Genomic DNA, 25,692 nt, shown 5'->3' on the forward strand with positions numbered 1-25,692 from the left:
GCAGAAATTACCACGGAGAGTCAAAATTGGGGGCCAGGAATGGAAAGGGCGCTATGGTACTGGAAGCCAGAGTGTTAGTCACCTGTCAAAATAGCCCCAGCTGTCCTGTCAGTAGTGTAGCAAAATCATCCTGCACGAAGGGCAAAATTCCATCGGCAACGGGTTCCAGCTGTTTGGTGAGGTAATGCTCGTAATCCAGGGGAGACTGCTGATACGCCAGCGGTTCAGGCCCGCTGGTGGTCCAGACGTACTTAATGCTGCCCCGTGATTGATATTGTAAAGGTCGCCCGAGCCGGGCGTTGTGCTCATCAGCAAGGCGTGCCGCGCGAACGTGCGGTGGAACGTTACGCTGGTACTCTGCCAGCGGGCGACGCAGCTGCTTGCGATACACCAGCCTGTCGTCGAGTTGACCGGCCATCAGTTGGTCGATTGTTTCCAGAATGAAATCCTTATACGGCTCGTTACGGAAGATGCGCAGATACAGCGCCTGCTGAAACTGCTGCGCCAGCGGCGTCCAGTCGGTTCGTACCGTCTCCAGCCCTTTAAAGACCATCCGCTGCTCGTCACCGGTCTGGATCATTCCGGCGTAGCGCTTCTTACTCCCGGTTTCGGTGCCGCGGATCGTGGGCATCAGGAAGCGGCAGAAATGGGTTTCAAACTCCAGCTCCATCGCGCTGGTCAGCCCCTGCTTTTGTAGCTCAGCGGTCCACCAGTCGTTCACAAACGTCACCAGATTGCGGCCAATTTGGGTGGCCTCTTCTTCGCTGTGCGCCCGTTTCAGCCACACAAAGGTGGAGTCGGTATCGCCGTAGATGACGTCATAGCCCTGCGACTCAACCAGCGCTTTGGTCTGGCGCATGATCGTGTGGCCGCGCATGGTGATCGACGATGCCAGGCGAGGATCGAAGAAGCGACAGGCGCTGGTGCCGAGTACGCCATAGAAGGCGTTCATGATGATTTTCAGCGCCTGGGAAAGTGGCTTGTTGCCCTGAATTTTGGCTTCGTCACGCCCATGCCAGATTTGCCCGACGATCTCCGGCAGGCAGTTTTGACTCCGGGAAAACCACGCCCCAAGAAAACCTTCGATGCTGCGTTCGGCGTCTGGTTGGGCCATGCCTTCTACCAGACCCACTGGGTCTATCAGGAAGGTACGAATGATCGACGGGTACAGGCTTTTGTAATCCAGCACTAACACCGAATCGTACAGGCCGGGGCGGGAATCCATCACATAGCCACCGGGGCTGGCCTGCGGCGGTACTTCGCCCAGGTTCGGCGCTACATAGCCCAGACGGTGCATCCGCGGGATGTAGAGATGCCCAAACGCTGCTACCGACCCGCCGTGACGATCGGCGGGCAGGCCGTTCACCGTGGCGCGTTCCAGTAAGAACGGCATAATTTCCGTTTTATGGAAAATGCGCGTGACCAGCTCGCAGTCTTTAAGGTTGTACTTGGCCAGGGCGGGCTTATCTTCGGCGAAACGGCGTTCAATTTCGTCCATCCTGTCCCACGGGTTATCGATGGATTTTCCTTCGCCGAGCAGCGCCTGTGACACGGCCTCCAGCGAGAATGACGGGAAGTTCCAGAAGGCGGATTTCAGGGCTTCGATGCCGTCGATAATTAAGCGGCCATTGGCCTGGGCGAAGAACACGCCGTTCTTAAAGCCGTGCTCGCGCCAGTCGATCTCGACGTTACCTCGCCCAAGCATCAGCGGAATTCGATACCGCTCGGCGTGTTTTTGCAGGACTTTGAGGTCAAATTGCACCACATTCCAGCCGATTAACACATCGGGATCGTGCTCGGCAAACCAGGCGTTAAGCTTTTCGAGTAACTGCGGGCGGCTGGAGACATATTCCAGCTGAAAATCGAGCTGTGACGAGTCACCGTTTTCCGGCCCGAGCATATACACAATGCGCTGACCGCAACCTTCGAGGCCGATGCAGTAGAGTTCGCCATGACGGGTGGTTTCGATATCCAGCGAGACCCATTTCAATGGGGGACGATAGTTCGGGCTTGGCTTCAGGCGCGCGTTGACGAGGGCATTGCCCTGACGTTCACCTTCGACCCAAACCGGGGCGGTTATAAAGCGCTCCATCAGATAACGCTCCGGCGGGCGAATATCCGCTTCATACACGGTAATGCCTTCGGCACGCAGTAATTTTTCCAGCCGCATCAGCTGCCGGTGAGAGCGGCAGTAAAGGCCAAACACCGGCTGGCGGTGAAAGTCTTTCAGGGATAAGGGCGCCAGACGCACATCGTTTTCACCGCGCAGCAGACGCTCGGTTTGCAGACGGTGGAGCTCGGGGATAAACGCCACTGAGTCCTGCGGCGCAAGGGTAACCTGCAGCGGACCGTTGTCGGTCGCCAGCCAAAATGATACTTCCGTACCCTGCGGGGTATCCCGCCAGTGACGGGTCAATAAAAAACCTTCTCGCGCCTGGGCCACGCACTCTACTCACAAAGCAAACCAGGCCTGAGTATAGCCTGGTTTGCTTTGTATTGCTGTGGTTTTATACAGGTGTCACTGCCCGTAATACGCCTTCGCGCCGTGTTTGCGCAGGTAGTGTTTATCCAGCAGCGTTGGCTGCATCTCGGGCAGCTGCGGGGCAAGCTGGCGGCAGAAGATCCCCATGTAGGCCACTTCTTCGAGCACGATGGCGTTATGCACGGCATCTTCGGCGTTTTTGCCCCAGGCGAAAGGACCGTGAGAATGCACCAGCACGCCAGGCATTTGTGCGGCGTTGATGCCCTGTTTTTCGAAGGTTTCGACGATCACGTTCCCGGTTTCCCATTCGTACTGCCCGTTAATCTCGGCGTCGGTCATTTTGCGGGTGCAGGGTATTGCGCCGTAGAAATAGTCCGCGTGGGTGGTGCCGGTGGCTGGAATCGACTGCCCGGCCTGCGCCCAGATAGTGGCATGGCGTGAGTGGGTGTGAACGATGCCGCCAATGGTCGGGAATGCCTGATACAGCAGGCGATGGGTTGGGGTGTCGGATGAGGGCTTTTTATTGCCTTCCACCACTTCCCCGGTAGCGAGGCTGACCACCACCATATCGTCGGCGGTCATCAGGTCATAATCAACGCCGGAGGGTTTGATGACCAACACGCCTTGCTCCCGGTCCACCGCGCTGACGTTGCCCCAGGTCAGGGTCACCAGATGGTGCTTTGGCAGCGCAAGATTGGCTTCCAGTACCTGCTGTTTTAACTGTTCTAACATGGTGTACTCCTTGCCCGATGGCGCTTTGCTTATCGGGCCTACGAAACCGTAGGCCCGGCAAACGCAGTGCCGCCGGGCATTGTCTCAGCGTTTTGAACCGTAATAGACTTCATTCCAGCGCAGCGCGTCTTTGAACGCAGGCAGGCGGGTGTCGGTATCAATCACCGTCAGCTCAATGTCGTGCAGCTCGGCGAACTGGCGCATATCTTCCAGGGTTAGCGCATGACTGAAGACGGTGTGGTGCGCGCCCCCGGCGATGATCCACGCTTCGGACGCGGTTTGCAGATCCGGATGCGCCTTCCACAGCGCGTTGGCGACCGGGAGTTTCGGCAGGTTGTGCGGGGTCTGGACGGTTTCAATGGTGTTGACCAGCAGGCGGAAGCGATCGCCCAGATCGACCAGGCTTGCCACCACCGCCGGGCCGGTTTGGGTATCGAAGATCAGACGTGCCGGATCGGCTTTGCCGCCGATGCCGAGGTACTGTACGTCGAGAACCGGTTTTTCCGCGGTGGCGATAGTCGGACACACTTCCAGCATGTGCGAGCCGAGCACCAAATCGTTGCCGTTGTCGAAGTGATAGGTGTAGTCCTCCATAAAGGAGGTGCCGCCCTCAAGGCCGGTGGACATCACTTTCATGATTCGTAGCAGCGCGGCGGTTTTCCAGTCGCCTTCACCCGCAAAGCCATAGCCCTGCTGCATCAGACGTTGCACCGCCAGGCCCGGCAGCTGTTTCAGACCGTGCAAATCTTCAAAGGTGGTGGTGAATGCATGGAAACCCCCCTGTTCAAGGAAGCGTTTCATCCCCAGCTCGATACGCGCAGCATCAAGCACGTTCTGGCGCTTGTCGCCGTGAACCTGCGCCGCCGCCGTCAGACGGTAACTGCTCTCGTACTCATCGACCAGCGCGCTGACGTCTCCGTCGCTGATTTCATTCACTACCTGCACTAAATCGCCAACCGCCCAGGTGTTGACTGAGAAACCGAACTTAATCTGCGCCGCGACTTTATCGCCATCGGTGACCGCCACTTCACGCATGTTGTCGCCGAAACGCACCACTTTCAGATGGCGGGTATCCTGTTTGGAGACCGCCTGACGCATCCACGCCCCGATACGCTGGTGGGCCTGCGTGTCCTGCCAGTGGCCGGTTACCACGCTGTGCTGCTGACGCATGCGCGCCCCGATAAACCCGAACTCGCGACCACCGTGCGCGGTCTGGTTCAGGTTCATAAAGTCCATGTCGATGCTGTCCCACGGCAGGGCGGCATTGAACTGGGTGTGGAACTGCAGCAGCGGTTTATTGAGGATGGTCAGGCCGTTAATCCACATCTTGGCCGGAGAGAAGGTGTGCAGCCAGACGACCAGTCCGGCACATTTGTCGTCATAGTTCGCGTCGCGGCAAATAGAGGTAATTTCATCCGGCGTGGTGCCGAGCGGTTTGAGTACCAGCTTGCACGGCAGTTTGGCTTCGGCATTCAGCGCATTGACCACGTGTTCAGCATGTTGCGTCACCTGACGCAGCGTCTCGGCACCGTACAGATGCTGACTGCCAATCACAAACCACACTTCATAATTGTTAAAAATCGTCATCTTCATTTCCTTAATGAGTCAGTGCTGCCTGAACCACCGGCTTGTTTTCGGTCGGGGCCGCAGAAGGGAGATAGTGTTGCTCGGCGCTTTTCGCCCATTGCTGGTAGCGCTGATAAAGCTGTTCAAAGCGTTGTGCCTGAGCAGGGCGCGGCTCGAGGGTGTGTTCCACGCGGCTCGCCATCTTGTGCTGCGCGGCCGGAATATCGGAGTAAACACCCGCCGCGACGGCGGCAAAAATAGCGGCACCCAGGGCGCAGCACTGATCGGAGGCAACGATTTGCAGCGGACGGTTAAGCACATCGCAGCAGGCCTGCATGATCTCGACGTTTTTACGGGCGATGCCGCCGAGCGCCATTACGTTGTCGACCGGGATCCCCTGCGAGGTGAAACACTCCATAATGGCGCGCGCGCCGAAGGCGGTCGCGGCGACCAGCCCGCCAAACAGCGCTGGCGCATCGGTGGCCAGATTCAGGTCGGTAATGACCCCTTTCAGACGCTGGTTGGCATTCGGGGTGCGGCGACCGTTAAACCAGTCGAGCACGACCGGGAGATGTTCGAGAGACGGTTTCTGCGCCCAGGCGGCGGTCAGGGCGGGCAGAAGCTGTTTTTGGTGGGCGTTGATCTGCTCTTTCAGTTCGGGATGCTGGGCCGCCAGCTGATCCAGTGGCCAGCCAAGCAGGCGGCCAAACCAGGCGTAGATATCACCGAAAGCGGATTGCCCAGCCTCCATGCCGATAAAGTCTGGCGTGACGCTGCCGTCGACCTGACCGCAAATGCCCTGTACCGCGCGGTCGCCGACGCTGGCTTTGTCGGCAATCAGGATGTCGCAGGTGGAGGTGCCAATCACTTTCACCAGCGTGTTGGGCTGTGCCCCGGCGCCGACCGCGCCCATATGGCAGTCGAACGCCCCGCCGGAAATCACCACGCTTTCAGACAGGCCCAGACGCTGCGCCCATTCGGCGTTCAGCGTGCCGACCGGAATATCGGCGGTCCAGGTGTCGGTAAACATTGGGTAATCGAGATGCTGATTCAGCAGGGGATCGAGTTGATCGAAGAAGCTCGCGGGCGGCAGGCCGTTCCAGCTTTCATGCCACAGGGATTTGTGCCCGGCGCTACAGCGTCCACGGCGAATATCCTGCGGACGGGTGGTGCCGGACAGCAGAGCAGGCACCCAGTCACACAGTTCAATCCATGACACGGCGGCTTCTGCCACGCTGCGGTCTTCGCGCGTTACGTGCAGGATTTTGGCCCAGAACCACTCGCTGGAATAAATACCGCCGATAAAGCGGGAGTAATCCACGTTGCCAGGCTGGTGACACAGGCGGGTGATGGCTTCGGCTTCTTCGACGGCGGTGTGGTCTTTCCACAGCACAAACATCGCGTTCGGGTTGTCGGCGAATTCCGGGCGTAGGGCCAGCACGTTGCCGTCGGCATCAATGGGGGCAGGGGTCGAACCGGTGCTGTCGACGCCGATGCCGACAACTTCATTCCGGCGCGGGCCGAGTTGGTGCAGCACATTTTTCAGCGCCGTTTCCATTGATTCGATGTAGTCACGCGGATGATGGCGAAACCGGTTGTTGGGCGCATCGCAGTAGCGACCTTCCTGCCAGCGCGGATACCATTCCACGCTGGTGGCGATTTCCTTCCCGGTGGTGCATTCCACCGCCAGGGCTCGCACTGAATCACTACCAAAATCGAGGCCAATTGCTATTGCCATCGTGTTGCTCCATGAAGAGTATCAGACATGGTGAAACAGTAGATATCCGCGAAAAAAAGCGTCAGGCGTGAACCGCTAATCTTATGGATAATAATGCTGTGTAAACGCAAAGTGTGACGGCGTGCAAATATTCTCGTAGGCCATTTCGCCCTTTTTCGCTTCGCTGGCAATATGGACAATTGATTTCCTGATGAGCCTGTTGAGTGAGCGTTTTTTATGCCTGAACTCCAGAATGACCCGCTGTTACCCGGCTACTCTTTTAACGCCCATCTGGTGGCGGGATTGACGCCGATTGAGGCCGATAGCTATCTCGATTTCTTTGTCGACCGACCGCTCGGCATGAAGGGCTACATCCTCAATCTGACGGTGCGCGGAGAGGGGGTGATTAACAATCAGGGGCATCAGTTTGTCTGCCGACCGGGGGACATCGTGCTGTTCCCGCCGGGGGAAATTCATCACTATGGCCGCCATCCCGATGCCAGCGAGTGGTATCACCAGTGGGTTTACTTCCGGCCGCGCGCCTACTGGCATGAATGGCTGGCGTGGCCGACGCTGTTTGCCCAGACGGGTTTTTACCGCCCCGATGATGCGCATCAGGCGCAGTTCGCCGACCTGTTCGGGCAGATCATTGATGCCGGGCAGGGCGTGGGGCGTTATTCGGAACTGCTGGCGATTAACCTGCTGGAGCAGCTGCTCCTCCGGCGGATGGAAGTCATCAACGAATCACTCCTGCCGCCGATGGATAACCGGGTGCGCGATGCCTGCCAGTACATCAGCGATCACCTGGCAGACAGCCAGTTTGATATCGCCAGCGTCGCCCAGCATGTGTGCCTGTCGCCGTCGCGGCTATCGCATCTGTTCCGCCAACAGTTGGGCGTCAGCGTGCTGAGCTGGCGGGAAGATCAGCGCATCAGTCAGGCCAAGCTGCTGCTCAGCACCACCCGAATGCCCATTGCCAGCGTTGGGCGCAACGTCGGCTTTGAAGATCAGCTCTATTTTTCACGTGTCTTTAAGAAATGCACCGGAGCCAGCCCCAGCGAGTTTCGGGCCGGTGTAAACAATGTGTGAAAAAAATGAACCCCGGCGCGCGATTTCGGGTCATAACCTGTAACTATTCAGATAATTGTCGGCTTGACGAAGCCGCAGCCCCTCAGCAGAATCGCTGCTTCGTCTTTCTGTCGGGTACCCTATGCAAGCGTTGCTGGAACATTTCATTACCCAATCGGTAATGTATTCACTGATTGCCGTCGCGCTTGTCGCGTTCCTTGAATCCTTGGCACTGGTCGGGCTTATCCTGCCTGGCACCATTATGATGTCGGCCCTCGGGGCGCTAATTGGTAGCGGCGAAGTGAATTTCTGGCAGGCCTGGCTGGCGGGGATTATTGGCTGTTTGCTGGGGGACTGGATCTCATTTTGGCTCGGCTGGCGTTTCAAAAAACCGCTGCACCGCTGGTCATTCATGAAGAAGAATAAAGCGCTGCTCGACAAGACAGAACATGCGCTGCACCAGCACAGCATGGTAACCGTGCTGGTAGGCCGCTTTGTCGGCCCTACGCGTCCGCTGGTGCCGATGGTGGCCGGGATGCTCGACCTGCCGGTGTCCAAATTTATCCTTCCGAACCTCATTGGCTGCCTGTTCTGGCCGCCGGTCTATTTCCTGCCAGGTATTCTTGCCGGAGCCGCGATTGATATTCCGTCTGATGTTCAGAGCGGCAGCTTTAAATGGCTCCTGCTGCTGGCGGCAGGTGTAGTGTGGCTGACGGCGTGGCTTGGCTGGCGCTTATGGCGCAGCGGCAAATCGGGCACCGATCGCCTGACGCGCTTTCTGCCGCGGACGCGTCTGCTGTGGCTGACGCCGCTGATGACTATTCTGAGCGTGGTTTCACTCTATTTTCTGTTCAAACATCCGCTGATGCCGGTGTATCTGGATATTCTTGGCAAGGTCGTGAGTCGCTAATCCCCAACAGGTGCGAGGCGCTGGCTTTACCGCTGAGTAATTCATCGGTCGGGCCATCCCAGGCGATGCGTCCGTCGGCAATCACCAGCGAACGCGGCGCAATCTTCAGGGCGTCTTCCACGCTGTGCGATACCATCAACAGCGTCAACTGCTGGCGCTGACACACGTCGCTGACCAGCTGCAGCATCTCCTGGCGTAGCGCAGGGTCGAGCGCTGAAAACGGTTCATCCAGCAACAGGATCGGCTGCTCGCGTACCAGACAGCGCGCCAGGGCCGCACGCTGACGCTGTCCACCGGACAGCTCACCGGGCAGCCGTTCCAGCAGCGATTCAATCCCCATTTGGTTCGCAATCACCCCGAGTTTATGCTGCTGGGCGGCATTCAGCTTGAGCCCCGGATGCATCCCGAGGCCAATGTTTTGTCGCACCGTCAGATGGCTGAACAGATTGTTCTCCTGAAACAGCATCGATACCGGGCGTTTGGCCGGGGGGGTGAAGGTATGCGGCTGATCGCCTATCAACAGCGTCCCGCTCTCCGGCGTTAAAAACCCGGCAATCAGGTTCAGTAAGGTACTTTTCCCCGCGCCGCTCGGGCCAAGGACGGCTATCTGCTCCCCCGGTCTGACGGACAAGGTAAAGCGCATCGGCAGATGCTCATACAGCCAGGTGACATCATTCAGTTTTAGCATCACGCCCCGGAAGTTTTTCAATCACGGTAAATAACAGGAAACAGAGCATCAGCAGAATAAAGGCGGTGACCGCCCCGTCCTGGCTGCGATAGGCGCCAATCTGCTGATAAAGATAGAACGGCAGGGTGCGGAAATCCTCGTTGCCAAACAGTGCCACCACGCCGAAATCGCCAATTGACAGCACGCAGGCGAAGGCCAGCGCCTGGGCGATAGGCCGCTTCAGGGCACGCAGTTCGACTACCAGAAAACGGGTGAATCCCTGCATGCCAAGCGACTGGCACAACAGGCTGTAACGCGCGGTGGCGTCACGCATCGGGGTTTCCAGCACCTTTAGCGCATACGGGATGGCCATCAGCGCATTGGTAAAAATCACAATTCCGTCAGCGGATGTAGGCAGGCCAACGCTGTTATTGAGCAGTAAAAAGAAGCCGGTGGCCAGCACGATGCCCGGCATGGCGAGGATCAGCATCCCGCTCAACTCCAGCGCTTGACCGGCGAAATTTAGCTGTCTGGCGCGCAGTTCCCGGCTGCTCCACAGCAGCATCAGCGTCAAGGTTACGCACAGCAATCCGGCGACCACGGCGATACGCAGCGAGGTCCACGCCGCCTGCCATAGCACGGGCTGCATCAGCACCTGCGGTAAATTACGGTTCAGGCCATCGATTCCCACCGCCAGCAGTGGCGGGAGCAACAGCAGCAGCGCCAGCCCGATCAGCACGCAGTCGGTTACCCGGCTGTGCAGGCGATCGTCCGGATCGCGCCAGCCGGTGTGCTGCGTATTCCCCGGTGCGAGGGATTTGCTCAGACGCTGGCTCATCAACATCAGGCCCAGGCAGCAGAGCATCTGCACGAGAGCCAGCATCGCCGCGCGTCCGGGATCGTAATCAAAGTTGAGCGCCTGATAGATGGCGAGCTCGATAGTCGTAGCCTGTGGCCCGCCGCCGAGCGACAGGACGGTGGCGAAGCTTGCGAAGCACAGCATGAAAATCAGCGCGGCGGTGGCCGGAATTTGTCGCCGCATCCACGGCCATTCGACAAAGCGGAAGAAGCTAAAACCGCGCATTCCCAACTGCGCCGCCAGCTGACGCTGTTCACCGGGGATCTGCTCCAGCGCCTGGAGCAGCAGCCGCGTTGCCATTGGCATATTAAAGAACACGTGCGCCAGCAGAATGCCTTGCAGGCCATAAGGTGAAAACGACCATTCCCAACCGAGCCAATGGCACAACTGGGCCAGCCAGCCCTGGCGGCCGTACACGCTGAGAATGCCAAACACCGCCACCAGAACCGGCAGAATTAAGGTCATGGCGCACAGTCGGAGCAGGATTTGACGGCCGGCAAAGCGGCGGCGGTACAGGGCGCGGGCGAGGAAAATGGCGGGCACGACCGACAACAGGGCGGACAGAAACGCCTGCCAGAAGGAAAACCGCACCACGTGCCAGAGATAGCTGTCATGCAGGAAAGCCCCCCAGCTGGCGGCCGGGGCGTTAAACCACAGTGCCATAAACGCCGCCAGCGCAACAGCGACCATCACGATGGCCACCGTTGCGCCGGGCATCAGCCAGCCGGCGATTACTGGCTGACGGCGCGTTGCCATGCAGCAATCCAGTTCTGGCGTTCGGTAGCAACCTGTTGCGGGGTATATTCCAGCGTGGTTTTCGGTTTCACCAGGCCGTTAAAACCGTCTGGCAGCGCCACGTTGGTGACCGGATACATCCAGTTCCCGGTCGGGATCGCTTTCTGGAACGCCGGGCTGACCATAAATTTCAGGAACTGTTCAGCCAGCTGTGGCTGTTTGCTGGCGGCGGTACGCGCGGCGACTTCGACCTGCAGATAGTGGCCTTCGGCGAAATCAGCGGCGGCGAAGTTGTCTTTCTTCTCTTCAATGATGTGATAAGCCGGGGAGGTGGTGTAGCTCAACACCAGGTCACTTTCCCCTTTCAGGAACAGGCCGTAAGCTTCGCTCCAGCCTTTGGTGACGGTGACGGTTTTGGCCGCCAGCTTCTGCCACGCTTGCGGGGATTTATCGCCATACACTTTCTGCATCCACAGCAGCAGACCAAGACCTGGAGTGCTGGTGCGCGGATCTTGATAGATAACGCGCCATTTCTGCGGGCTCTCCACAAGGTCTTTCAGGCTTTTCGGCGGGTTCTTCAGCTTGTTTTTGTCATACACGAACGCAAAGTAACCGTAGTCGAATGGCACAAAGGTCTCGTTACTCCAGCCGCCAGGCACCTTGATACCGGCGGTTGGCACGCCGCTTTTGGCGAACAGCCCGGTTTGAGTAGCGGCCTCAAGCAGGTTGTTATCCAGCCCCAGCACCACGTCGGCTTTGCTGTTTTTGCCTTCCATCCTTAAGCGGTTGAGCAGCGAAACCCCGTCTTCCAGCGCCACGTATTTCAGCTCGCAGTTGCAGTCTGCCTCGAAGGCTTTTTTGACCACAGGCCCCGGGCCCCAGTCGGCGGAGAAAGAGTCGTAGGTATAAACGGTGAGCACGGGTTTCGCGAAAGCAGGGACGCTTACCAGAAACAGGAACGGCAGGAGTTTTTTTAGCACTTTGCACCTCAAATTAAGGGGTGGCAAAGGATTTTGAGAAGCCTCAAATCCCTTCGCCGGCGTTATCCGGATCAGGTTCGACGGGTATCATCTCAGCCCATACACGTCATCATTCAAGCCGCCTTGATGCATCTCGAATGATTTTGTGTCTGTTTATTAGCACCCCGTTGAGAACGACAGCATTGTAATGAGTTTGTGACTTTTCAGAAAGCCTTAAGAATCCGGAGGCGCAAACCATGCCGATTTAAAGTCAAACCAGCCGAGGGTGTTCATGCGCAGGCCACGCATACTGCGCTGGCCCTGGATCATCAGCCAGTGGTGGATCAGCGGCACCACTGAACGCTGGGCGATCAGCTGCTGACACCAGTTGGCGAGATGCATGTCGCCTGCCTGCCATTCGGCGGCGGCCTGCTGCCAGTCGAGCGGGATACAGTGCTGGATCAGCGGCACTTCAAACAGCTGGGCAAACAGCGAGAAATCCAGCGGCAGGGTAAAATTGGCGCTGTTCAGCCACATGTCGCTATGCGCTTCACCCCGGTGCCACTCGTCGTAGTCCAGTTCCTGAATCTCCAGCTTCACCTGATGTTCGGCCAGCAGGTCGCCCATGATCCGCGCGATGTTTTTGTGTTCCAGATGTTCCCGATAATAGGTCAGGGTCAGCGTTTCCAGCCCGGCGGGTTTTTCCCCTTTCCCCGGACGCGCATGATGCCAGCGCGGCAGCAGGCCGTAGGCCGGGAACCAATGCCCCTGATACTGTTCATCGGCGTGATACAGCAGATTGGCGGGGGAGAGTATTTTGCTCACCCATTCGCGCACTTCATCAGAGACCCCTTTCTGGCTGCGGGCGTCGAACAGCAGGTAATAGCAGCCTTCTTCGAGGCGACTTTCGACCGCTTTTTCGCCGTCGGTGGGGCCTTCCAGCGTCAGGCCGCAGGTGACTTCCTCGCCGATTTCCGGCAGCACCCAGACATTCACCTCATCAATCAGCGCCCGATAGCCAAAGAAGTCATCGAAGGCATGGATTTTTAGCTGGTTTTGATTGTTCCGTGCCACAGCGTAAGGCCCGGTGCCGACCGGCAGGCTGGAAAAGTGATTCATGCTTTCCCATTCACGCGGCAGGATCATCGCCGGAATGTGGCCGACCAGCCATGGCAGCCAGCGGTCAGGGTGGGCAAGATGAATATCCAACGTCCAGGCGGTTGGGGAATCGATGCGCTGGATATGGGCATACAGCGGCAGGGCATTGATACGCTGTAAGGAATGGATAACGTCCGCCATTTCCAGTTCACGGCCATGGTGGAAATGAATCCCTGGCCGGAGATAAAAGCGCCACTGTAAAGGGGAAATCTGCTGCCAGTGATGGGCAATGTCCGCTTCCAGTTCCCCGTTTTCCTCATTTATACGCGTCAGGGCGCTAAATATCTGTCGGGCAATGTGGGTTTCTGAGCGGCGTAACGGCGTGCCGGGGAGCAGATTGCGCATCGGACGATAGTAGAGCACCCGCAGGATGTGCCTCCCCTGGCGAAAACTACGGCCCAGATGCGAGACCAGCATCTGACGCACGGTAGCTTTGTCACCCACCAGCTGTACCAGTTGATCGATGCGGTCTTGTTCCAGTAAATCTTCCGCCCGCTGCTGCTGGAGCGCCAGCCCGGTATACAGGAACGTCAGCCGCGAACGCTTCCCGCGTCCGGCTTCCGCCTGCCAGGTCAGCCAACCTCTCTCTTCCATGGTGTTCAGCAGGGTGCGCATATGACGGCGCGAACAGCTGAGTAATTCGGCCAGCTCGTTGAGCGTGGTCTGCTGGGATTGACCGTCACAGCATTGCCATAACCGGATGAACTGTTGTTGCAGACGACCAGAGGACATAAAAGGGGAACTCCTGACGAAAACTCAGCAATTTATTTATCCTCATATTAAGCCAATAATCAATCCCGATGAAGTGAGGAGGTGAAGATGAAGAAGCCAACTGCCCGTCAGTTTTACCAACAGTACTTTTTGGCGACGCAGGGAGCGTCATGGCTGGCCCGCCTGGTCGCAGGAATGCGCCTGAAAATGCTGGAAGATTTGATGCAGTGGGACGTTACAAACCCGGTTTCGGATCTTCATTGACTTGACTTAATCATGTGTGACTGAGTATTGGTATCAGGCGAGAGCCTTGAAAGACCCGCCAGCAGAATGCTTCTGCTGGCTTTTTTCGTTTTCTTTTTTTGTGCGACGGGAATAAGCATGCATTGGTTAGCGACGATGGGACGACGACTGAACGGGGTGTATGCCGCCTTTATGCTGGTGGCGTTTATGGTCGGCGTGGCGGGGGCATTGCAGATGCCGACGCTAAGTCTGTTCCTCAGCCGCGAGGTGGGCGTACAGCCATTCTGGGTCGGCCTGTTTTATACCGTCAACGCCATCGCCGGGATCGTGGTCAGCCTCGGGCTGGCTAAACGTTCTGATAGTCAGGGCGATCGCCGCAAGCTGATTCTGTTCTGCTGCCTGATGGCGGTAGGCAATGCGCTGCTGTTTGCCTTTAATCGTCACTATCTGACGCTGCTTATCTGCGGTGTGATGCTGGCCTCGCTCGCCAATGCCCTGATGCCTCAGCTGTTTGCCCTGGCCCGGGAGTATGCCGACAGCTCCGCGCGTGAAGTGGTGATGTTCAGCTCGGTGATGCGTGCGCAGCTGTCGCTGGCGTGGGTGATTGGCCCGCCGCTGGCCTTTATGCTGGCGCTGAATTACGGCTTCACCACCATGTTCTCAATAGCGGCCGGGATATTTTTCCTGAGTCTGGTGCTGATTGCCTTTGCGCTGCCGTCGGTGTCGCGCGTCGAGACGCCCGCCGATGTGGCCGTCACCGAGGTTAGCGGCTGGGGCGATAAAAATGTGCGGATGCTGTTTGTGGCTTCGACCCTGATGTGGACCTGCAATACCATGTACATCATCGACATGCCGCTGTGGATAAGCAGCGATCTGGGGCTGCCTGACAATCTGGCGGGCATTCTGATGGGCACCGCCGCCGGGCTGGAGATCCCGGCCATGATCCTCGCGGGATATTATGTGAAACGCTTCGGGAAGCGGCCGATGATGATTACCGCTGTGGCGGCTGGGGTGCTGTTCTATATTGGGCTGATCCTGTTTCACACCCGCGAAGCGCTGCTTTTCCTGCAACTTTTTAACGCGGTGTTTATCGGGATTATCGCCGGGATAGGGATGTTATGGTTCCAGGATTTGATGCCGGGTAGGGCGGGTTCTGCGACCACGCTATTTACCAACAGCATTTCAACCGGGGTCATTATTGCCGGGGTGATTCAGGGGGCGGTCTCTCAGAGTTTTGGTCATCACGCGGTGTACTGGGTGATGGCGGCGGTGGCGGTGGTGACGTTGGGGCTAACCTGTCGGGTGAAGGACGTGTAGTTTTTATTGCCCGGCCAAGCCTACGATCCCCTGTAGGCCAGGCCGGGCAATAAATCAGTTCATAAACGCAGGCTGCTTGTTCTCATACTCCGAAATCGCGCCTTCGTGTTGCAGCGTCAGCCCGATGCTGTCCAGACCGTTCAACATGCAGTGGCGACGGAACGCATCGATGTTGAAGCTGTACGACTTGTCTCCGGCTTTCACCACCTGCGCTTCCAGATCCACTTCAAACGTCATGCCCGGATTCGCCTGTACCTGTTGGAACAAATCGTCGACCTGTTCATCGCTGAGCGTGACCGGCAGGAGCTGGTTGTTGAAGCTGTTGCCATAGAAGATATCGGCAAAGCTCGGGGCAATCACCACTTTGAAACCGTAATCGGTCAACGCCCACGGAGCGTGCTCGCGCGAAGAACCGCAGCCGAAGTTTTCACGCGCCAGCAGAATCGACGCGCCTTTAAATTCCGGGAAGTTGAGCACGAATTCCGGGTTTGGCTGCTCGCCTTTATCGTCGAGGAAACGCCAGTCGTTAAACAGGTGCGCGCCAAACCCCGTTCGGGTGACCTTCTGCAAAAACTGCTTAGGGATAATCGCATCGGTGTCCACGTTAGCCGCATCCAAAGGGACAACCAGGCCGGTGTGTTGGGTAAATTTCTCTGCCATGATGGTGTCCTTATTTCATGCTACGAATGTCGGCGAAATGGCCGGTAACGGCAGCCGCTGCGGCCATCGCCGGGCTAACCAGATGCGTGCGTCCGCCACGGCCCTGACGGCCTTCGAAGTTGCGGTTGCTGGTGGAAGCACAGCGCTCGCCCGGGTTCAGGCGATCGTTGTTCATCGCCAGGCACATCGAGCAGCCCGGTAAACGCCATTCAAAACCGGCTTCAATGAAAATCTTGTCCAGCCCTTCCGCTTCGGCCTGCGCCTTTACCGGGCCGGAGCCTGGGACCACTAACGCCTGAACGCCAGGAGCGACTTTGCGACCTTTGGCGATTTCTGCCGCCGCGCGCAAATCTTCAATGCGGGAGTTGGTGCAGGAGCCGATAAACACTTTGTCGATAGATACGTCGGTCAGCGGTACGCCAGGCTTCAGACCCATGTAGGCCAGCGCTTTTTCAGCACTTGCTCGCTCAACCGGATCGGCGAACGAGGCCGGATCGGGAATGCTGTCATTGACGGAAATCACCTGTCCCGGGTTGGTGCCCCAGGTCACCTGCGGGGCGATTTCTTCTGCCTGCAGGGTGACAACGGTATCGAATGTTGCACCATCGTCGGTTTTCAGGGTTTTCCAGTACGCCACGGCGGCGTCAAAGTTCTCCGCTTTCGGCGCGTGCAGACGGCCTTTCACGTAGTTGAAGGTGGTGTCATCCGGCGCGACCAGGCCCGCTTTGGCGCCCATTTCAATCGCCATGTTGCACAGGGTCATACGGCCTTCCATGGTCAGCGCCTGGATGGCATCGCCGCAGAATTCGACTACATGACCGGTGCCACCCGCGCTGCCGGTTTTACCGATGATCGCCAACACGATGTCTTTGGCGGTGATGCCTGGCGCAGCTTTCCCGTTTACTTCGATTTTCATGGTTTTGGCGCGGCCCTGTTTCAGGGTCTGCGTCGCCAGTACGTGTTCCACTTCGGAGGTGCCGATCCCGAAAGCCAGCGCACCAAACGCCCCGTGGGTCGCGGTATGGGAATCGCCGCAGACGATGGTCATGCCCGGCAGGGTGATGCCCTGTTCCGGCCCCATTACGTGCACGATGCCCTGATACGGGTGATTCAGGTCATACAGCTCCACCCCGAACTCATTACAGTTTTTGATAAGCTCCTGCATCTGAATGCGAGCCATCTCACCGGAGGCGTTAATGTCTTTGGTTTGGGTCGAGACGTTGTGATCCATCGTCGCGAAGGTTTTACCCGGCTGACGCACCGGGCGGTTGTGCGCGCGCAGGCCGTCAAATGCCTGCGGGGACGTCACTTCGTGAACCAAATGACGGTCGATATACAGCAGCGGGGTCTCGTTTGGTGCCTCGTGCACAATGTGCGCATCAAACAATTTCTCATATAACGTCTTCGCCATGATTACACCCCTTCAGCTACATAGCGGGCGATGATGTCGCCCATTTCATCGGTACTGACGGCGGCAGTGCCACGCGCCAAATCGCCGGTACGCACGCCTTGCTCTAATGCGCGGTTAATCGCGCTTTCAATAGCGGTGGCCGCCGCGTCGGCATCCAGGCTGTAGCGCAACAGCAGCGCCAGCGACAGGATTTGTGCAATCGGGTTGGCGATGTTTTTGCCCGCGATATCCGGGGCGGAACCGCCTGCCGGTTCGTACAGGCCAAAACCTTGTTCATTCAGGCTGGCAGACGGCAACATCCCCATTGAGCCGGTGATCATCGCGCATTCATCAGACAGAATATCGCCGAACAGGTTGGAACACAGCAGCACGTCGAACTGCGACGGATCTTTAATCAGCTGCATGGTGGCGTTGTCGATGTACATGTGCGCCAGTTCAACGTCCGGGTACTCTTTGGCGATTTCGTTGACGATTTCGCGCCATAAAATGGACGACTGCAGCACGTTGGCTTTATCAATCGACGTCACTTTGTGACGGCGTTTACGCGCCGATTCAAACGCGATGCGGGCAATGCGCTCAATCTCAAAACGGTGATACACCTCGGTGTCGAACGCCTTTTCGTGCTGACCGCTGCCTTCACGGCCTTTCGGCTGACCGAAGTAGATGCCGCCAGTCAGTTCACGCACGCACAGAATGTCGAAGCCGTTTGCAGCGATATCGGCGCGCAGCGGGCAGAACTCTTCCAGACCCTGATACAGTTTGGCTGGACGCAGGTTGGAGAACAGCTTGAAGTGCTTACGCAGCGGCAGCAGCGCCCCGCGTTCTGGCTGTTCAGCCGGGGGCAGATGTTCCCATTTCGGGCCACCCACGGAACCGAACAGGATCGCATCTGCTTGTTCACAGCCTTCGACGGTGGCCTGCGGCAGCGGTTTACCGTGCTTGTCGATGGCGATACCGCCTACGTCATAGTGGCTGGTGGTGATGCGGATATCAAAACGCTGACGAACGGCTTCCAGTACTTTCAGGGCCTGCGCCATCACTTCCGGGCCAATCCCGTCACCCGGCAAAACGGCAATATGGTAGTTCTTCGACATTACACGGTTTCCTTTTTGTTCTCGTTATTCTGCGCTTTGCGCTGCAACTCTTTTTCGACTTCATTGGCACGCCAGATGCTGTTCAGCACGTGAACCATCGCTTTGGCGGAGGATTCGACGATATCGGTAGCCAGGCCGACGCCGTGGAAGCGACGACCGTTGTAGTTGGCGACGATATCTACCTGACCGAGCGCATCTTTGCCGTGGCCTTTGGCGGTCAGACCGTATTTGACCAGTTCGATGTCGTACTGGGTGAGGCGGTTAATGGCCTGATACACCGCATCGACCGGGCCGTTACCGTTGGCGGCTTCGGCTTTCACTTCGTCGCCACAGGCCAGTTTGACCGAGGCGGTGGCGATATCATTCGAGCCAGACTGCACGCTGAAGTAATCCAGACGGAAATGCTCGGGCTCTTCCTGCTGCTTGTTAATGAAGGCTAGGGCTTCCAGATCGTAATCAAAGACCTGACCCTTTTTGTCTGCCAGTTTCAGGAACGCGTCGTACAGGTTATCGAGGCTGTAGTCGGCTTCTTTGTAGCCCATTTCATCCATGCGGTGCTTCACGGCGGCACGGCCAGAGCGTGAGGTCAGGTTCAACTGTACCTGGTTCAGGCCGATGGATTCCGGGGTCATGATTTCGTAGTTTTCGCGATTCTTCAGCACGCCATCCTGGTGGATACCGGAGGAGTGCGCGAAAGCGCCTGTGCCAACAATCGCTTTGTTCGCCGGGATCGGCATGTTGCAAATCTGGCTCACGGTCTGACTGGTGCGCCAGATTTCATTGTGATTGATCTGGGTCCGCACGTTCATGATGTCTTTGCGGACCTTGATGGCCATGATCACTTCTTCCAGCGAGCAGTTACCGGCACGTTCGCCGATCCCGTTCATGGCACCTTCAACCTGACGCGCGCCGGCATGGACGGCAGCGATGGCGTTACCGACCGCCAGACCCAAATCGTCGTGGGTGTGAACGGAGATGATGGCTTTATCGATGTTAGGCACGCGCTCATACAGGCCGGAGATGATATTGGCGAACTCGAATGGCATGGTGTAGCCCACAGTGTCCGGGATGTTAATCGTACGCGCCCCGGCATTGATGGCGGCTTCTACCACGCGAGACAAGTCGTCAATCGGCGTGCGGCCCGCATCTTCACAAGAGAACTCTACGTCGTCGGTATAGTTACGGGCACGTTTGATCATATAGATGGAGCGTTCGATAACCTCATCCAGCGTGCTGCGCAGCTTGGTAGCGATATGCATCGGCGAGGTCGCAATAAAGGTATGGATACGGAAGGCTTCAGCCACTTTCAGCGATTCAGCCGCGACATCAATATCTTTCTCAACGCAGCGGGCCAGGGCGCAGACGCGGCTATTTTTGATGGTGCGCGCAATGGTCTGAACAGATTCAAAATCGCCTGGGGAAGAGACAGGGAAGCCGACCTCCATCACGTCAACGCCCATACGCTCGAGGGCCAGCGCAATCTGCAGTTTCTCTTTCACGCTCAGACTTGCCTGTAATGCCTGTTCACCGTCACGTAAGGTGGTATCGAAGATAACGACTTGTTGGCTCATGGTATTGGGTCCTTGTCAGTCTTTGGTCGCCTTGCTACGAGCATAAAAAAACCCGCGCTAAGGCGCGGGTTTTTAGTCTTACTGGGAGATGACTTAACGTAAAACGTCGCCCACCAGTCTACCGCGCAGAATGAATGCGTTTAGTAGTAGTAGACCGGTGAAACGAGATGTACGGATCATTGCGTCATGCTCCAGATGAATGCGTTATGCTTTTAGTGGTACTGGATATGCTAGGCACTGTCAACCTTTTCCGAGGTAAGGAACGTATTCAACGGGGCGAAGTTCAGAAACTTCTTTAGCTAATTGTGCTGATTGCAGGATTGTTTCTCGCCGATTGTTTTAAACTGCGTTTACTGTTTTAATAAAATGAATCATCTCATCATAATTATTTGCATCCGGAAACGGATGTCCACGTTCAGCACTCGCCTGTAACGCAATGATATAGTGATGATTCATACGGAAGAGTGAGTGAATTTAGGAATTTCCACCGTTGAATGATAATAATTTGTTATGTTAATACTAATTTTTAAAAAAGTCCTTTAGTAAAACTAAATTATTCTTGTTCTAAAGTGCTGTTGTTTATTGCTCTGGTTTATGAGTAAAATTTGACTACAAAGCCGCAGTTATTGATTGGTGGGGAATTGAACGGCGCTCAACGTTGCGTTAACCCTTGTCTAACCGAGTTCTGCAGGTAAAACTTTATAAAATCCTAATTTTCTCTGTATCTCTTCTTTTGAATGTATATGCATGGTAAATCATATTTTCAGAATTTATTGCTGTATCCAGGCAAAGGGAGCTATGTGTGACAGTGGAGTCAAGTATGATCGTTGAAAAAGAAGTCCCCGCACCCGGTTCGGGTCAGGAGCATATCCGCCCTCAGCTCCGTTCGGTGGATCTCAATTTACTGACTGTTTTTGATGCAGTAATGCAGGAACAAAATATTACCCGCGCTGCACATATTCTGGGAATGTCGCAGCCCGCAGTCAGTAACGCCGTTTCTCGCCTGAAAGTGATGTTCAACGACGAACTGTTTGTGCGCTACGGACGCGGCATTCAGCCCACAGCCAGAGCCTCGCAGCTTTTTGGTTCCATCCGCCAGGCGTTGCAATTGGTACAAAACGAGTTGCCGGGTTCTGGCTTCGAACCCATTAGCAGTGAACGGGTGTTTAATCTTTGCGTCTGTAGTCCTCTTGATAATTACTTAACCTCATTAATTCTTAATAATGTGAATGATGTCGCACCGAATATCCACCTCGTGTTTAAGTCCTGCTTAAATCAAAATACCGAACACCAGTTACGCTATCAGGAACTTGAGTTTGTCATCGGTTATGAAGAATTCCGCCGTCCTGAGTTTGCCTGCGTGCCGTTATTTCACGATGAAATGGTGTTAGTGGCGAATGCCAACCATCCTCGGTTAGTGGGGCCGCTGAAAGAAAGCGATATTTATCAGGAGGAACATGCCACGGTTTCTCTCGAGCGTTATGCCTCATTCAGTCAACCCTGGTACGATACGCCAGAAAAACAAGCCTGTATTGCCTATCAGGGAATGGCATTAATCAGCGTGCTTAATGTGGTATCGCAAACTGAACTTATTGCTATTGCTCCCCGCTGGTTGGCAGAGGGCTTTAAACAAAAGCTCAACCTCCAGTTGTTACCGCTGCCGATGAAATTGAACAGTCGAACCTGTTTCCTCTCCTGGCATGAAGCGGCGGGCCGCGATAAAGGCCATCAGTGGATGGAAGAGTTACTGGTCTCCGTTTGTCGTCATTAAAATCGGTGTGAATAAGCCAGATGTGAGAGCATCTGGTTTATTCTTTAAATTTTCTGAATTTCGATATTTTCCACTAATTTAATTTCGCCTGACTAACTGCATTCAGATTAAAAATGCATGATCGCCTGTGATGTGCCTTATCCTTCGAGTTTTCCCCATCATCTTTTCTTATTCCTGAAGTATTCCACCATTAAATTTTCCTGCACCTTTCTTTTGTTCTGTAACCCGTGGTTGTGACCGCTGGGCGGCTGATTGCCTGCCCGGAAGCGAGCGGTTATGTTAAGGAAATGCTGTCATTCCAAAATCAACGGGGCGCGGTTAAACCCTGTTGTATGACGATGCGGAAATGAGTTCCGCCGTCATTACACTAAGCCTGGAGGCAAACCATGGAGATGTTGTCTGGCGCCGAGATGGTCGTCCGATCGTTAATCGATCAGGGCGTAAAGCAGGTATTCGGCTATCCTGGAGGCGCGGTTCTCGATATTTATGACGCGCTGCACACTGTCGGTGGGATCGATCACGTGCTGGTTCGTCATGAGCAGGCGGCCGTACATATGGCGGATGGCCTGGCGCGTGCGACGGGTGAGGTTGGCGTGGTGCTGGTGACGTCCGGTCCCGGTGCGACCAATGCCATCACCGGAATAGCGACCGCTTACATGGATTCCATTCCTTTAGTTATTCTTTCCGGGCAGGTTGCCACCTCGCTGATTGGCTATGATGCCTTCCAGGAGTGCGACATGGTGGGCGTTTCTCGCCCGGTGGTAAAACACAGCTTCCTGGTGAAGCAGACCGAAGATATCCCCGGCGTTCTGAAAAAGGCGTTTTGGCTGGCTGCGAGTGGCCGCCCTGGCCCGGTGGTGGTCGATTTACCTAAAGATATTCTGAGCCCGGCCAACAAACTGCCCTACAGCTGGCCGGATGCGGTCAGTATGCGTTCCTATAACCCGACCACCACCGGGCACAAAGGCCAAATTAAGCGTGCGTTGCAAACGTTGATTGCCGCTAAGAAGCCGGTGGTTTACGTCGGTGGCGGGGCGATTACGTCCTCCAGCGAAGCGGTGCTACGCACGCTTATTGAAAAGCTGAATTTGCCGGTTGCCTCTTCGTTAATGGGTCTCGGTGCATTTCCGGCGACCCATCGCCAGGCGCTGGGTATGTTGGGGATGCACGGGACATATGAAGCCAACATGACGATGCACAACTCCGACGTGATTTTTGCCGTCGGGGTGCGCTTCGACGATCGCACCACCAACAACCTTGCGAAATATTGTCCGAACGCTACCGTGCTGCACATTGATATCGACCCGACGTCAATTTCCAAAACGGTGTCTGCCGACGTGCCGATCGTGGGTGATGCGCGCCAGGTGCTGGAACAAATGTTGGAGATGCTTGAGCAAGAGAGTGGCTCGCAGCCGCTGGATGATATCCGCGACTGGTGGCAGCAAATCGACCAGTGGCGTAGTCGTCAGTGTCTGAAGTACGACACGCAGAGTGAACACATCAAGCCTCAAGCGGTTATCGAAACCCTCTGGAAACTGACCCACGGTGAAGCCTACGTCACGTCTGACGTGGGTCAGCATCAGATGTTTGCGGCACTGTATTATCCGTTTGATAAACCGCGTCACTGGATAAACTCCGGCGGCCTCGGCACGATGGGCTTCGGCCTGCCTGCAGCCCTGGGGGTGAAAATGGCGCTGCCTGCCGAAACGGTAGTCTGTGTGACCGGGGACGGCAGTATTCAGATGAACATCCAGGAGCTGTCCACCGCGTTGCAATATGAACTGCCGGTGCTGGTGTTGAATCTCAACAACGGTTATCTCGGGATGGTGAAGCAGTGGCAGGACATGATCTACTCCGGCCGTCACTCCCAATCTTATATGTCATCGCTGCCTGATTTCGTACGTTTGGCCGAAGCGTACGGCCATGTCGGAATGCGCATCAGTCATCCTGCCGAGCTGGAAGCCAAACTGGGCGAAGCGCTGGAACAGGTTCGCAATAATCGCCTGGTGTTTGTGGATGTCATCGTCGACGGCAGCGAGCACGTCTACCCGATGCACATTCGCGGCGGCGGTATGGATGAAATGTGGTTGAGCAAAACGGAGAGAACCTGATTATGCGCCGGATATTATCAGTCTTACTGGAGAATGAATCGGGTGCGTTATCGCGCGTGATTGGGCTTTTCTCCCAGCGTGGCTACAACATTGAAAGTCTGACCGTGGCCCCGACGGACGATCCTACGCTTTCACGCATGACTATCCAGACCGTTGGCGATGAAAAAGTGATCGAGCAGATCGAAAAGCAACTGCACAAACTGGTCGACGTATTACGCGTCAGCGAGCTGGGGCAGGGCGCGCACGTTGAACGTGAGATAATGCTGGTGAAAGTCCAGGCCAGCGGCTACGGACGCGAAGAGGTGAAGCGCAATACTGAGATTTTCCGCGGGCAAATTATCGACGTGACCCCGTCTATTTATACCGTGCAGCTGGCCGGGACCAGCGACAAACTCGATGCGTTTCTTGCTTCGCTGCGTGATGTGGCACGTATTGTCGAAGTGGCGCGATCTGGGGTTGTTGGCCTGTCGCGTGGCGACAAGATCATGCGATAAGCGTAGGTTTCATCTGAAAACGATAGCCCGACGCCATCCGTCGGGCTTTTTTTTGCGAAATCAGCGGTAAGTGTCAACAAAAGCGGTTGCCGCTATCCGCATTCTGCGCTTAGATGTTATGGAATTTATTCCATGATTTAACAATGGTTATGGATTGTACATTTTACGCAAGGGGCAATTGTGAAACTGGATGAAATCGCCAGGCTGGCGGGTGTGTCACGCACTACGGCGAGCTATGTGATCAATGGAAAAGCGAAACAGTATCGCGTCAGCGATAAAACTGTCGAAAAGGTCATGGCCGTTGTACGTGAGCATAACTATCATCCGAACGCTGTCGCCGCCGGTTTACGTGCGGGCCGTACGCGCTCGATTGGCCTGGTTATTCCCGATCTCGAAAACACCAGTTACACCCGGATTGCCAACTACCTCGAACGTCAGGCACGTCAGCGTGGCTATCAGCTGCTGATTGCCTGCTCCGAAGATCAGCCTGATAACGAAATGCGCTGCATCGAGCATCTGCTCCAGCGCCAGGTGGATGCGATTATTGTGTCGACCTCGCTGCCGCCTGAGCATCCGTTTTATCAACGCTGGGCCAACGATCCGTTCCCCATCGTCGCGCTGGACAGGGCCCTCGATCGTGAACATTTCACCAGCGTTGTCGGAGCCGATCAGGAAGATGCCGAGGCTCTGGCGGCTGAACTGCGCAAATTCCCGGCTGATACGGTGCTCTATCTTGGCGCGTTACCCGAACTTTCGGTGAGTTTCCTGCGCGAACAGGGTTTCCGCTCTGCATGGAAGGATGACCCGCGCGAAGTGAATTTCCTGTATGCCAACAGCTACGAGCGTGAAGCTGCCGGTCAGCTGTTTGAGAAGTGGCTGGAAACGCATCCGATGCCGCAGGCGCTGTTCACGACCTCATTTGCTTTGCTGCAGGGGGTGATGGACGTAACGCTTCGGCGCGAAGGGAAGCTGCCTTCGGAACTCGCTATCGCCACGTTTGGCGATCACGAACTGCTCGATTTCCTCCAGTGTCCGGTGTTGGCGGTCGCTCAGCGTCACCGTGATGTGGCTGAACGGGTGCTGGAAATCGTCCTCGCCAGCCTCGATGAACCACGTAAACCGAAACCGGGCCTGAGCCGAATTCGACGTAATCTGTATCGTCGTGGCAGTCTCAGCCGACGTTAAGTATAAAAGCGGAAAGGCAACGCTCGAAAATTGCCTTTCCGAATATCCCTACTGAAAGAGATGAAAAATCTTATTCAGAAAATTCCTTAAAACGCTTCCTTTCACTATTAACCGTTCCGTTTAACGGGTCTGAGCTAATTAATTTAGATTAATAAAAAGTAAAGAACGGTTGCGTTTGTATTGTTTTGTTACAACCTTGTTGCGTTTTGCAGAATTAACAGTCACTTCATTCATGCTCTCCACATTTCCTCACCCTTAAGGGCTGCGAGCG

Annotated in this window: 21 protein-coding genes and 1 riboswitch; of the genes, 8 read left to right on the forward strand and 13 right to left on the reverse strand. The window is 56.1% G+C overall.

Going from position 1 to position 25,692, the window contains the following annotated elements; all coding sequences use genetic code 11:
• Positions 1 to 85: 85 nt before the first annotated feature.
• The 4 genes from polB to araB form a co-directional block, all read right to left on the reverse strand.
• Complete coding sequence (gene polB / locus ACG0Z5_RS02745) at positions 86 to 2,443, reverse strand: DNA polymerase II (RefSeq protein ID WP_394445216.1); 2,358 nt, start codon at positions 2,441 to 2,443, stop codon at positions 86 to 88.
• Positions 2,444 to 2,518: 75 nt separating this feature from the next.
• Positions 2,519 to 3,214: an L-ribulose-5-phosphate 4-epimerase gene (araD, locus tag ACG0Z5_RS02750; RefSeq protein WP_394445217.1), complete on the reverse strand. Its 696-nt coding sequence runs from the start codon at positions 3,212 to 3,214 to the stop codon at positions 2,519 to 2,521.
• 84 nt (positions 3,215 to 3,298) lie between these two features.
• Positions 3,299 to 4,801 (reverse strand): L-arabinose isomerase, encoded by a 1,503-nt coding sequence (gene araA / locus ACG0Z5_RS02755; RefSeq protein WP_394445218.1) that lies wholly within the window; start codon positions 4,799 to 4,801, stop codon positions 3,299 to 3,301.
• A gap of 10 nt (positions 4,802 to 4,811) precedes the next feature.
• Complete coding sequence (gene araB, locus ACG0Z5_RS02760) at positions 4,812 to 6,518, reverse strand: ribulokinase (protein ID WP_394445220.1); 1,707 nt, start codon at positions 6,516 to 6,518, stop codon at positions 4,812 to 4,814.
• Between the two features lie 216 nt (positions 6,519 to 6,734).
• Here araB and araC point away from each other — a divergent pair, with 216 nt between their 5' ends.
• Together araC and ACG0Z5_RS02770 are read left to right on the forward strand one after the other, a co-directional pair.
• Positions 6,735 to 7,586, forward strand: a complete 852-nt coding sequence (gene araC / locus ACG0Z5_RS02765) for an arabinose operon transcriptional regulator AraC (protein WP_394445221.1) — start codon at positions 6,735 to 6,737, stop codon at positions 7,584 to 7,586.
• Positions 7,587 to 7,707: 121 nt separating this feature from the next.
• Positions 7,708 to 8,475 carry a DedA family protein gene (locus ACG0Z5_RS02770; RefSeq protein WP_394445222.1) on the forward strand — a complete coding sequence of 256 codons (768 nt, stop codon included), beginning with the start codon at positions 7,708 to 7,710 and terminating at the stop codon, positions 8,473 to 8,475.
• Here ACG0Z5_RS02770 and thiQ read toward each other — a convergent pair.
• The 4 genes from thiQ to sgrR all read right to left on the reverse strand — a co-directional run bounded on the left by thiQ (position 8,417) and on the right by sgrR (position 13,585).
• Positions 8,417 to 9,163, reverse strand: coding sequence for a thiamine ABC transporter ATP-binding protein ThiQ (gene thiQ, locus ACG0Z5_RS02775; protein ID WP_394445223.1), 747 nt, complete (start codon positions 9,161 to 9,163; stop codon positions 8,417 to 8,419). The genes ACG0Z5_RS02770 and thiQ overlap by 59 nt on opposite strands.
• On the reverse strand, positions 9,147 to 10,757 hold the full coding sequence (thiP, locus tag ACG0Z5_RS02780) for a thiamine/thiamine pyrophosphate ABC transporter permease ThiP (protein ID WP_394445224.1): 1,611 nt from the start codon (positions 10,755 to 10,757) through the stop codon (positions 9,147 to 9,149). Before thiP ends, thiQ begins: the two co-directional genes overlap by 17 nt.
• Positions 10,733 to 11,716: a thiamine ABC transporter substrate binding subunit gene (gene thiB / locus ACG0Z5_RS02785; RefSeq protein WP_394445225.1), complete on the reverse strand. Its 984-nt coding sequence runs from the start codon at positions 11,714 to 11,716 to the stop codon at positions 10,733 to 10,735. Before thiB ends, thiP begins: the two co-directional genes overlap by 25 nt.
• A 30-nt stretch (positions 11,717 to 11,746) precedes the next feature.
• Positions 11,747 to 11,893, reverse strand: a riboswitch (TPP riboswitch).
• A gap of 36 nt (positions 11,894 to 11,929) precedes the next feature.
• Positions 11,930 to 13,585: an HTH-type transcriptional regulator SgrR gene (sgrR, locus tag ACG0Z5_RS02790; protein ID WP_394445227.1), complete on the reverse strand. Its 1,656-nt coding sequence runs from the start codon at positions 13,583 to 13,585 to the stop codon at positions 11,930 to 11,932.
• A gap of 87 nt (positions 13,586 to 13,672) precedes the next feature.
• Here sgrR and sgrT point away from each other — a divergent pair, with 87 nt between their 5' ends.
• On the forward strand, positions 13,673 to 13,828 hold the full coding sequence (sgrT, locus tag ACG0Z5_RS02795) for a glucose uptake inhibitor SgrT (RefSeq protein ID WP_319628199.1): 156 nt from the start codon (positions 13,673 to 13,675) through the stop codon (positions 13,826 to 13,828).
• A 117-nt stretch (positions 13,829 to 13,945) separates the two neighbouring features.
• Positions 13,946 to 15,124: a sugar efflux transporter gene (locus tag ACG0Z5_RS02800; protein ID WP_394445228.1), complete on the forward strand. Its 1,179-nt coding sequence runs from the start codon at positions 13,946 to 13,948 to the stop codon at positions 15,122 to 15,124.
• 54 nt (positions 15,125 to 15,178) lie between these two features.
• Here ACG0Z5_RS02800 and leuD read toward each other — a convergent pair whose 3' ends face one another.
• The 5 genes from leuD to leuL all read right to left on the reverse strand — a co-directional run bounded on the left by leuD (position 15,179) and on the right by leuL (position 20,040).
• On the reverse strand, positions 15,179 to 15,784 hold the full coding sequence (leuD, locus tag ACG0Z5_RS02805) for a 3-isopropylmalate dehydratase small subunit (RefSeq protein ID WP_394445229.1): 606 nt from the start codon (positions 15,782 to 15,784) through the stop codon (positions 15,179 to 15,181).
• A gap of 10 nt (positions 15,785 to 15,794) precedes the next feature.
• Positions 15,795 to 17,195 carry a 3-isopropylmalate dehydratase large subunit gene (gene leuC / locus ACG0Z5_RS02810; RefSeq protein WP_394445230.1) on the reverse strand — a complete coding sequence of 467 codons (1,401 nt, stop codon included), beginning with the start codon at positions 17,193 to 17,195 and terminating at the stop codon, positions 15,795 to 15,797.
• 2 nt (positions 17,196 to 17,197) lie between these two features.
• Positions 17,198 to 18,289, reverse strand: a complete 1,092-nt coding sequence (gene leuB, locus ACG0Z5_RS02815; RefSeq protein ID WP_394445231.1) for a 3-isopropylmalate dehydrogenase — start codon at positions 18,287 to 18,289, stop codon at positions 17,198 to 17,200.
• Positions 18,289 to 19,860 (reverse strand): 2-isopropylmalate synthase, encoded by a 1,572-nt coding sequence (gene leuA / locus ACG0Z5_RS02820; protein ID WP_394445232.1) that lies wholly within the window; start codon positions 19,858 to 19,860, stop codon positions 18,289 to 18,291. The genes leuB and leuA overlap by 1 nt, the downstream gene beginning before the upstream one ends.
• Before the next feature lie 93 nt (positions 19,861 to 19,953).
• Positions 19,954 to 20,040, reverse strand: coding sequence for a leu operon leader peptide (gene leuL / locus ACG0Z5_RS02825; protein ID WP_110510754.1), 87 nt, complete (start codon positions 20,038 to 20,040; stop codon positions 19,954 to 19,956).
• Between the two features lie 640 nt (positions 20,041 to 20,680).
• Here leuL and leuO point away from each other — a divergent pair.
• The 4 genes from leuO (at position 20,681) to cra (ending at position 25,421) form a co-directional block, all read left to right on the forward strand.
• Entirely contained in the window at positions 20,681 to 21,631 is a 951-nt protein-coding gene (leuO, locus tag ACG0Z5_RS02830; RefSeq protein ID WP_394445233.1) for a transcriptional regulator LeuO, read from the forward strand.
• 386 nt (positions 21,632 to 22,017) lie between these two features.
• Positions 22,018 to 23,742, forward strand: a complete 1,725-nt coding sequence (gene ilvI, locus ACG0Z5_RS02835) for an acetolactate synthase 3 large subunit (protein ID WP_394445234.1) — start codon at positions 22,018 to 22,020, stop codon at positions 23,740 to 23,742.
• Positions 23,743 to 23,744: 2 nt separating this feature from the next.
• Positions 23,745 to 24,236 carry an acetolactate synthase small subunit gene (ilvN, locus tag ACG0Z5_RS02840; RefSeq protein WP_097162857.1) on the forward strand — a complete coding sequence of 164 codons (492 nt, stop codon included), beginning with the start codon at positions 23,745 to 23,747 and terminating at the stop codon, positions 24,234 to 24,236.
• Between the two features lie 180 nt (positions 24,237 to 24,416).
• Positions 24,417 to 25,421, forward strand: coding sequence for a catabolite repressor/activator (gene cra, locus ACG0Z5_RS02845; protein WP_319628191.1), 1,005 nt, complete (start codon positions 24,417 to 24,419; stop codon positions 25,419 to 25,421).
• The last annotated feature ends 271 nt before the right edge of the window (positions 25,422 to 25,692 follow it).

Origin of the sequence: Scandinavium sp. M-37 (genome assembly GCF_043558715.1) — a bacterium.
Classification (GTDB): domain Bacteria; phylum Pseudomonadota; class Gammaproteobacteria; order Enterobacterales; family Enterobacteriaceae; genus Scandinavium; species Scandinavium vulneris_A.

Coding starts and splice junctions, on each gene's coding strand:
- sgrR (WP_394445227.1), bottom strand. CDS start 13,585: ATGTCCTCTGGTCGTCTGCAACAACAGTTCATCCGGTTATGGCAATGC.
- leuC (WP_394445230.1), bottom strand. CDS start 17,195: ATGGCGAAGACGTTATATGAGAAATTGTTTGATGCGCACATTGTGCAC.
- ACG0Z5_RS02800 (WP_394445228.1), top strand. CDS start 13,946: ATGCATTGGTTAGCGACGATGGGACGACGACTGAACGGGGTGTATGCC.
- leuA (WP_394445232.1), bottom strand. CDS start 19,860: ATGAGCCAACAAGTCGTTATCTTCGATACCACCTTACGTGACGGTGAA.
- ilvN (WP_097162857.1), top strand. CDS start 23,745: ATGCGCCGGATATTATCAGTCTTACTGGAGAATGAATCGGGTGCGTTA.
- thiQ (WP_394445223.1), bottom strand. CDS start 9,163: ATGCTAAAACTGAATGATGTCACCTGGCTGTATGAGCATCTGCCGATG.
- ilvI (WP_394445234.1), top strand. CDS start 22,018: ATGGAGATGTTGTCTGGCGCCGAGATGGTCGTCCGATCGTTAATCGAT.
- leuL (WP_110510754.1), bottom strand. CDS start 20,040: ATGATCCGTACATCTCGTTTCACCGGTCTACTACTACTAAACGCATTC.
- araB (WP_394445220.1), bottom strand. CDS start 6,518: ATGGCAATAGCAATTGGCCTCGATTTTGGTAGTGATTCAGTGCGAGCC.
- leuD (WP_394445229.1), bottom strand. CDS start 15,784: ATGGCAGAGAAATTTACCCAACACACCGGCCTGGTTGTCCCTTTGGAT.
- araC (WP_394445221.1), top strand. CDS start 6,735: ATGCCTGAACTCCAGAATGACCCGCTGTTACCCGGCTACTCTTTTAAC.
- thiP (WP_394445224.1), bottom strand. CDS start 10,757: ATGGCAACGCGCCGTCAGCCAGTAATCGCCGGCTGGCTGATGCCCGGC.
- araA (WP_394445218.1), bottom strand. CDS start 4,801: ATGACGATTTTTAACAATTATGAAGTGTGGTTTGTGATTGGCAGTCAG.
- sgrT (WP_319628199.1), top strand. CDS start 13,673: ATGAAGAAGCCAACTGCCCGTCAGTTTTACCAACAGTACTTTTTGGCG.
- leuO (WP_394445233.1), top strand. CDS start 20,681: ATGATCGTTGAAAAAGAAGTCCCCGCACCCGGTTCGGGTCAGGAGCAT.
- araD (WP_394445217.1), bottom strand. CDS start 3,214: ATGTTAGAACAGTTAAAACAGCAGGTACTGGAAGCCAATCTTGCGCTG.
- ACG0Z5_RS02770 (WP_394445222.1), top strand. CDS start 7,708: ATGCAAGCGTTGCTGGAACATTTCATTACCCAATCGGTAATGTATTCA.
- leuB (WP_394445231.1), bottom strand. CDS start 18,289: ATGTCGAAGAACTACCATATTGCCGTTTTGCCGGGTGACGGGATTGGC.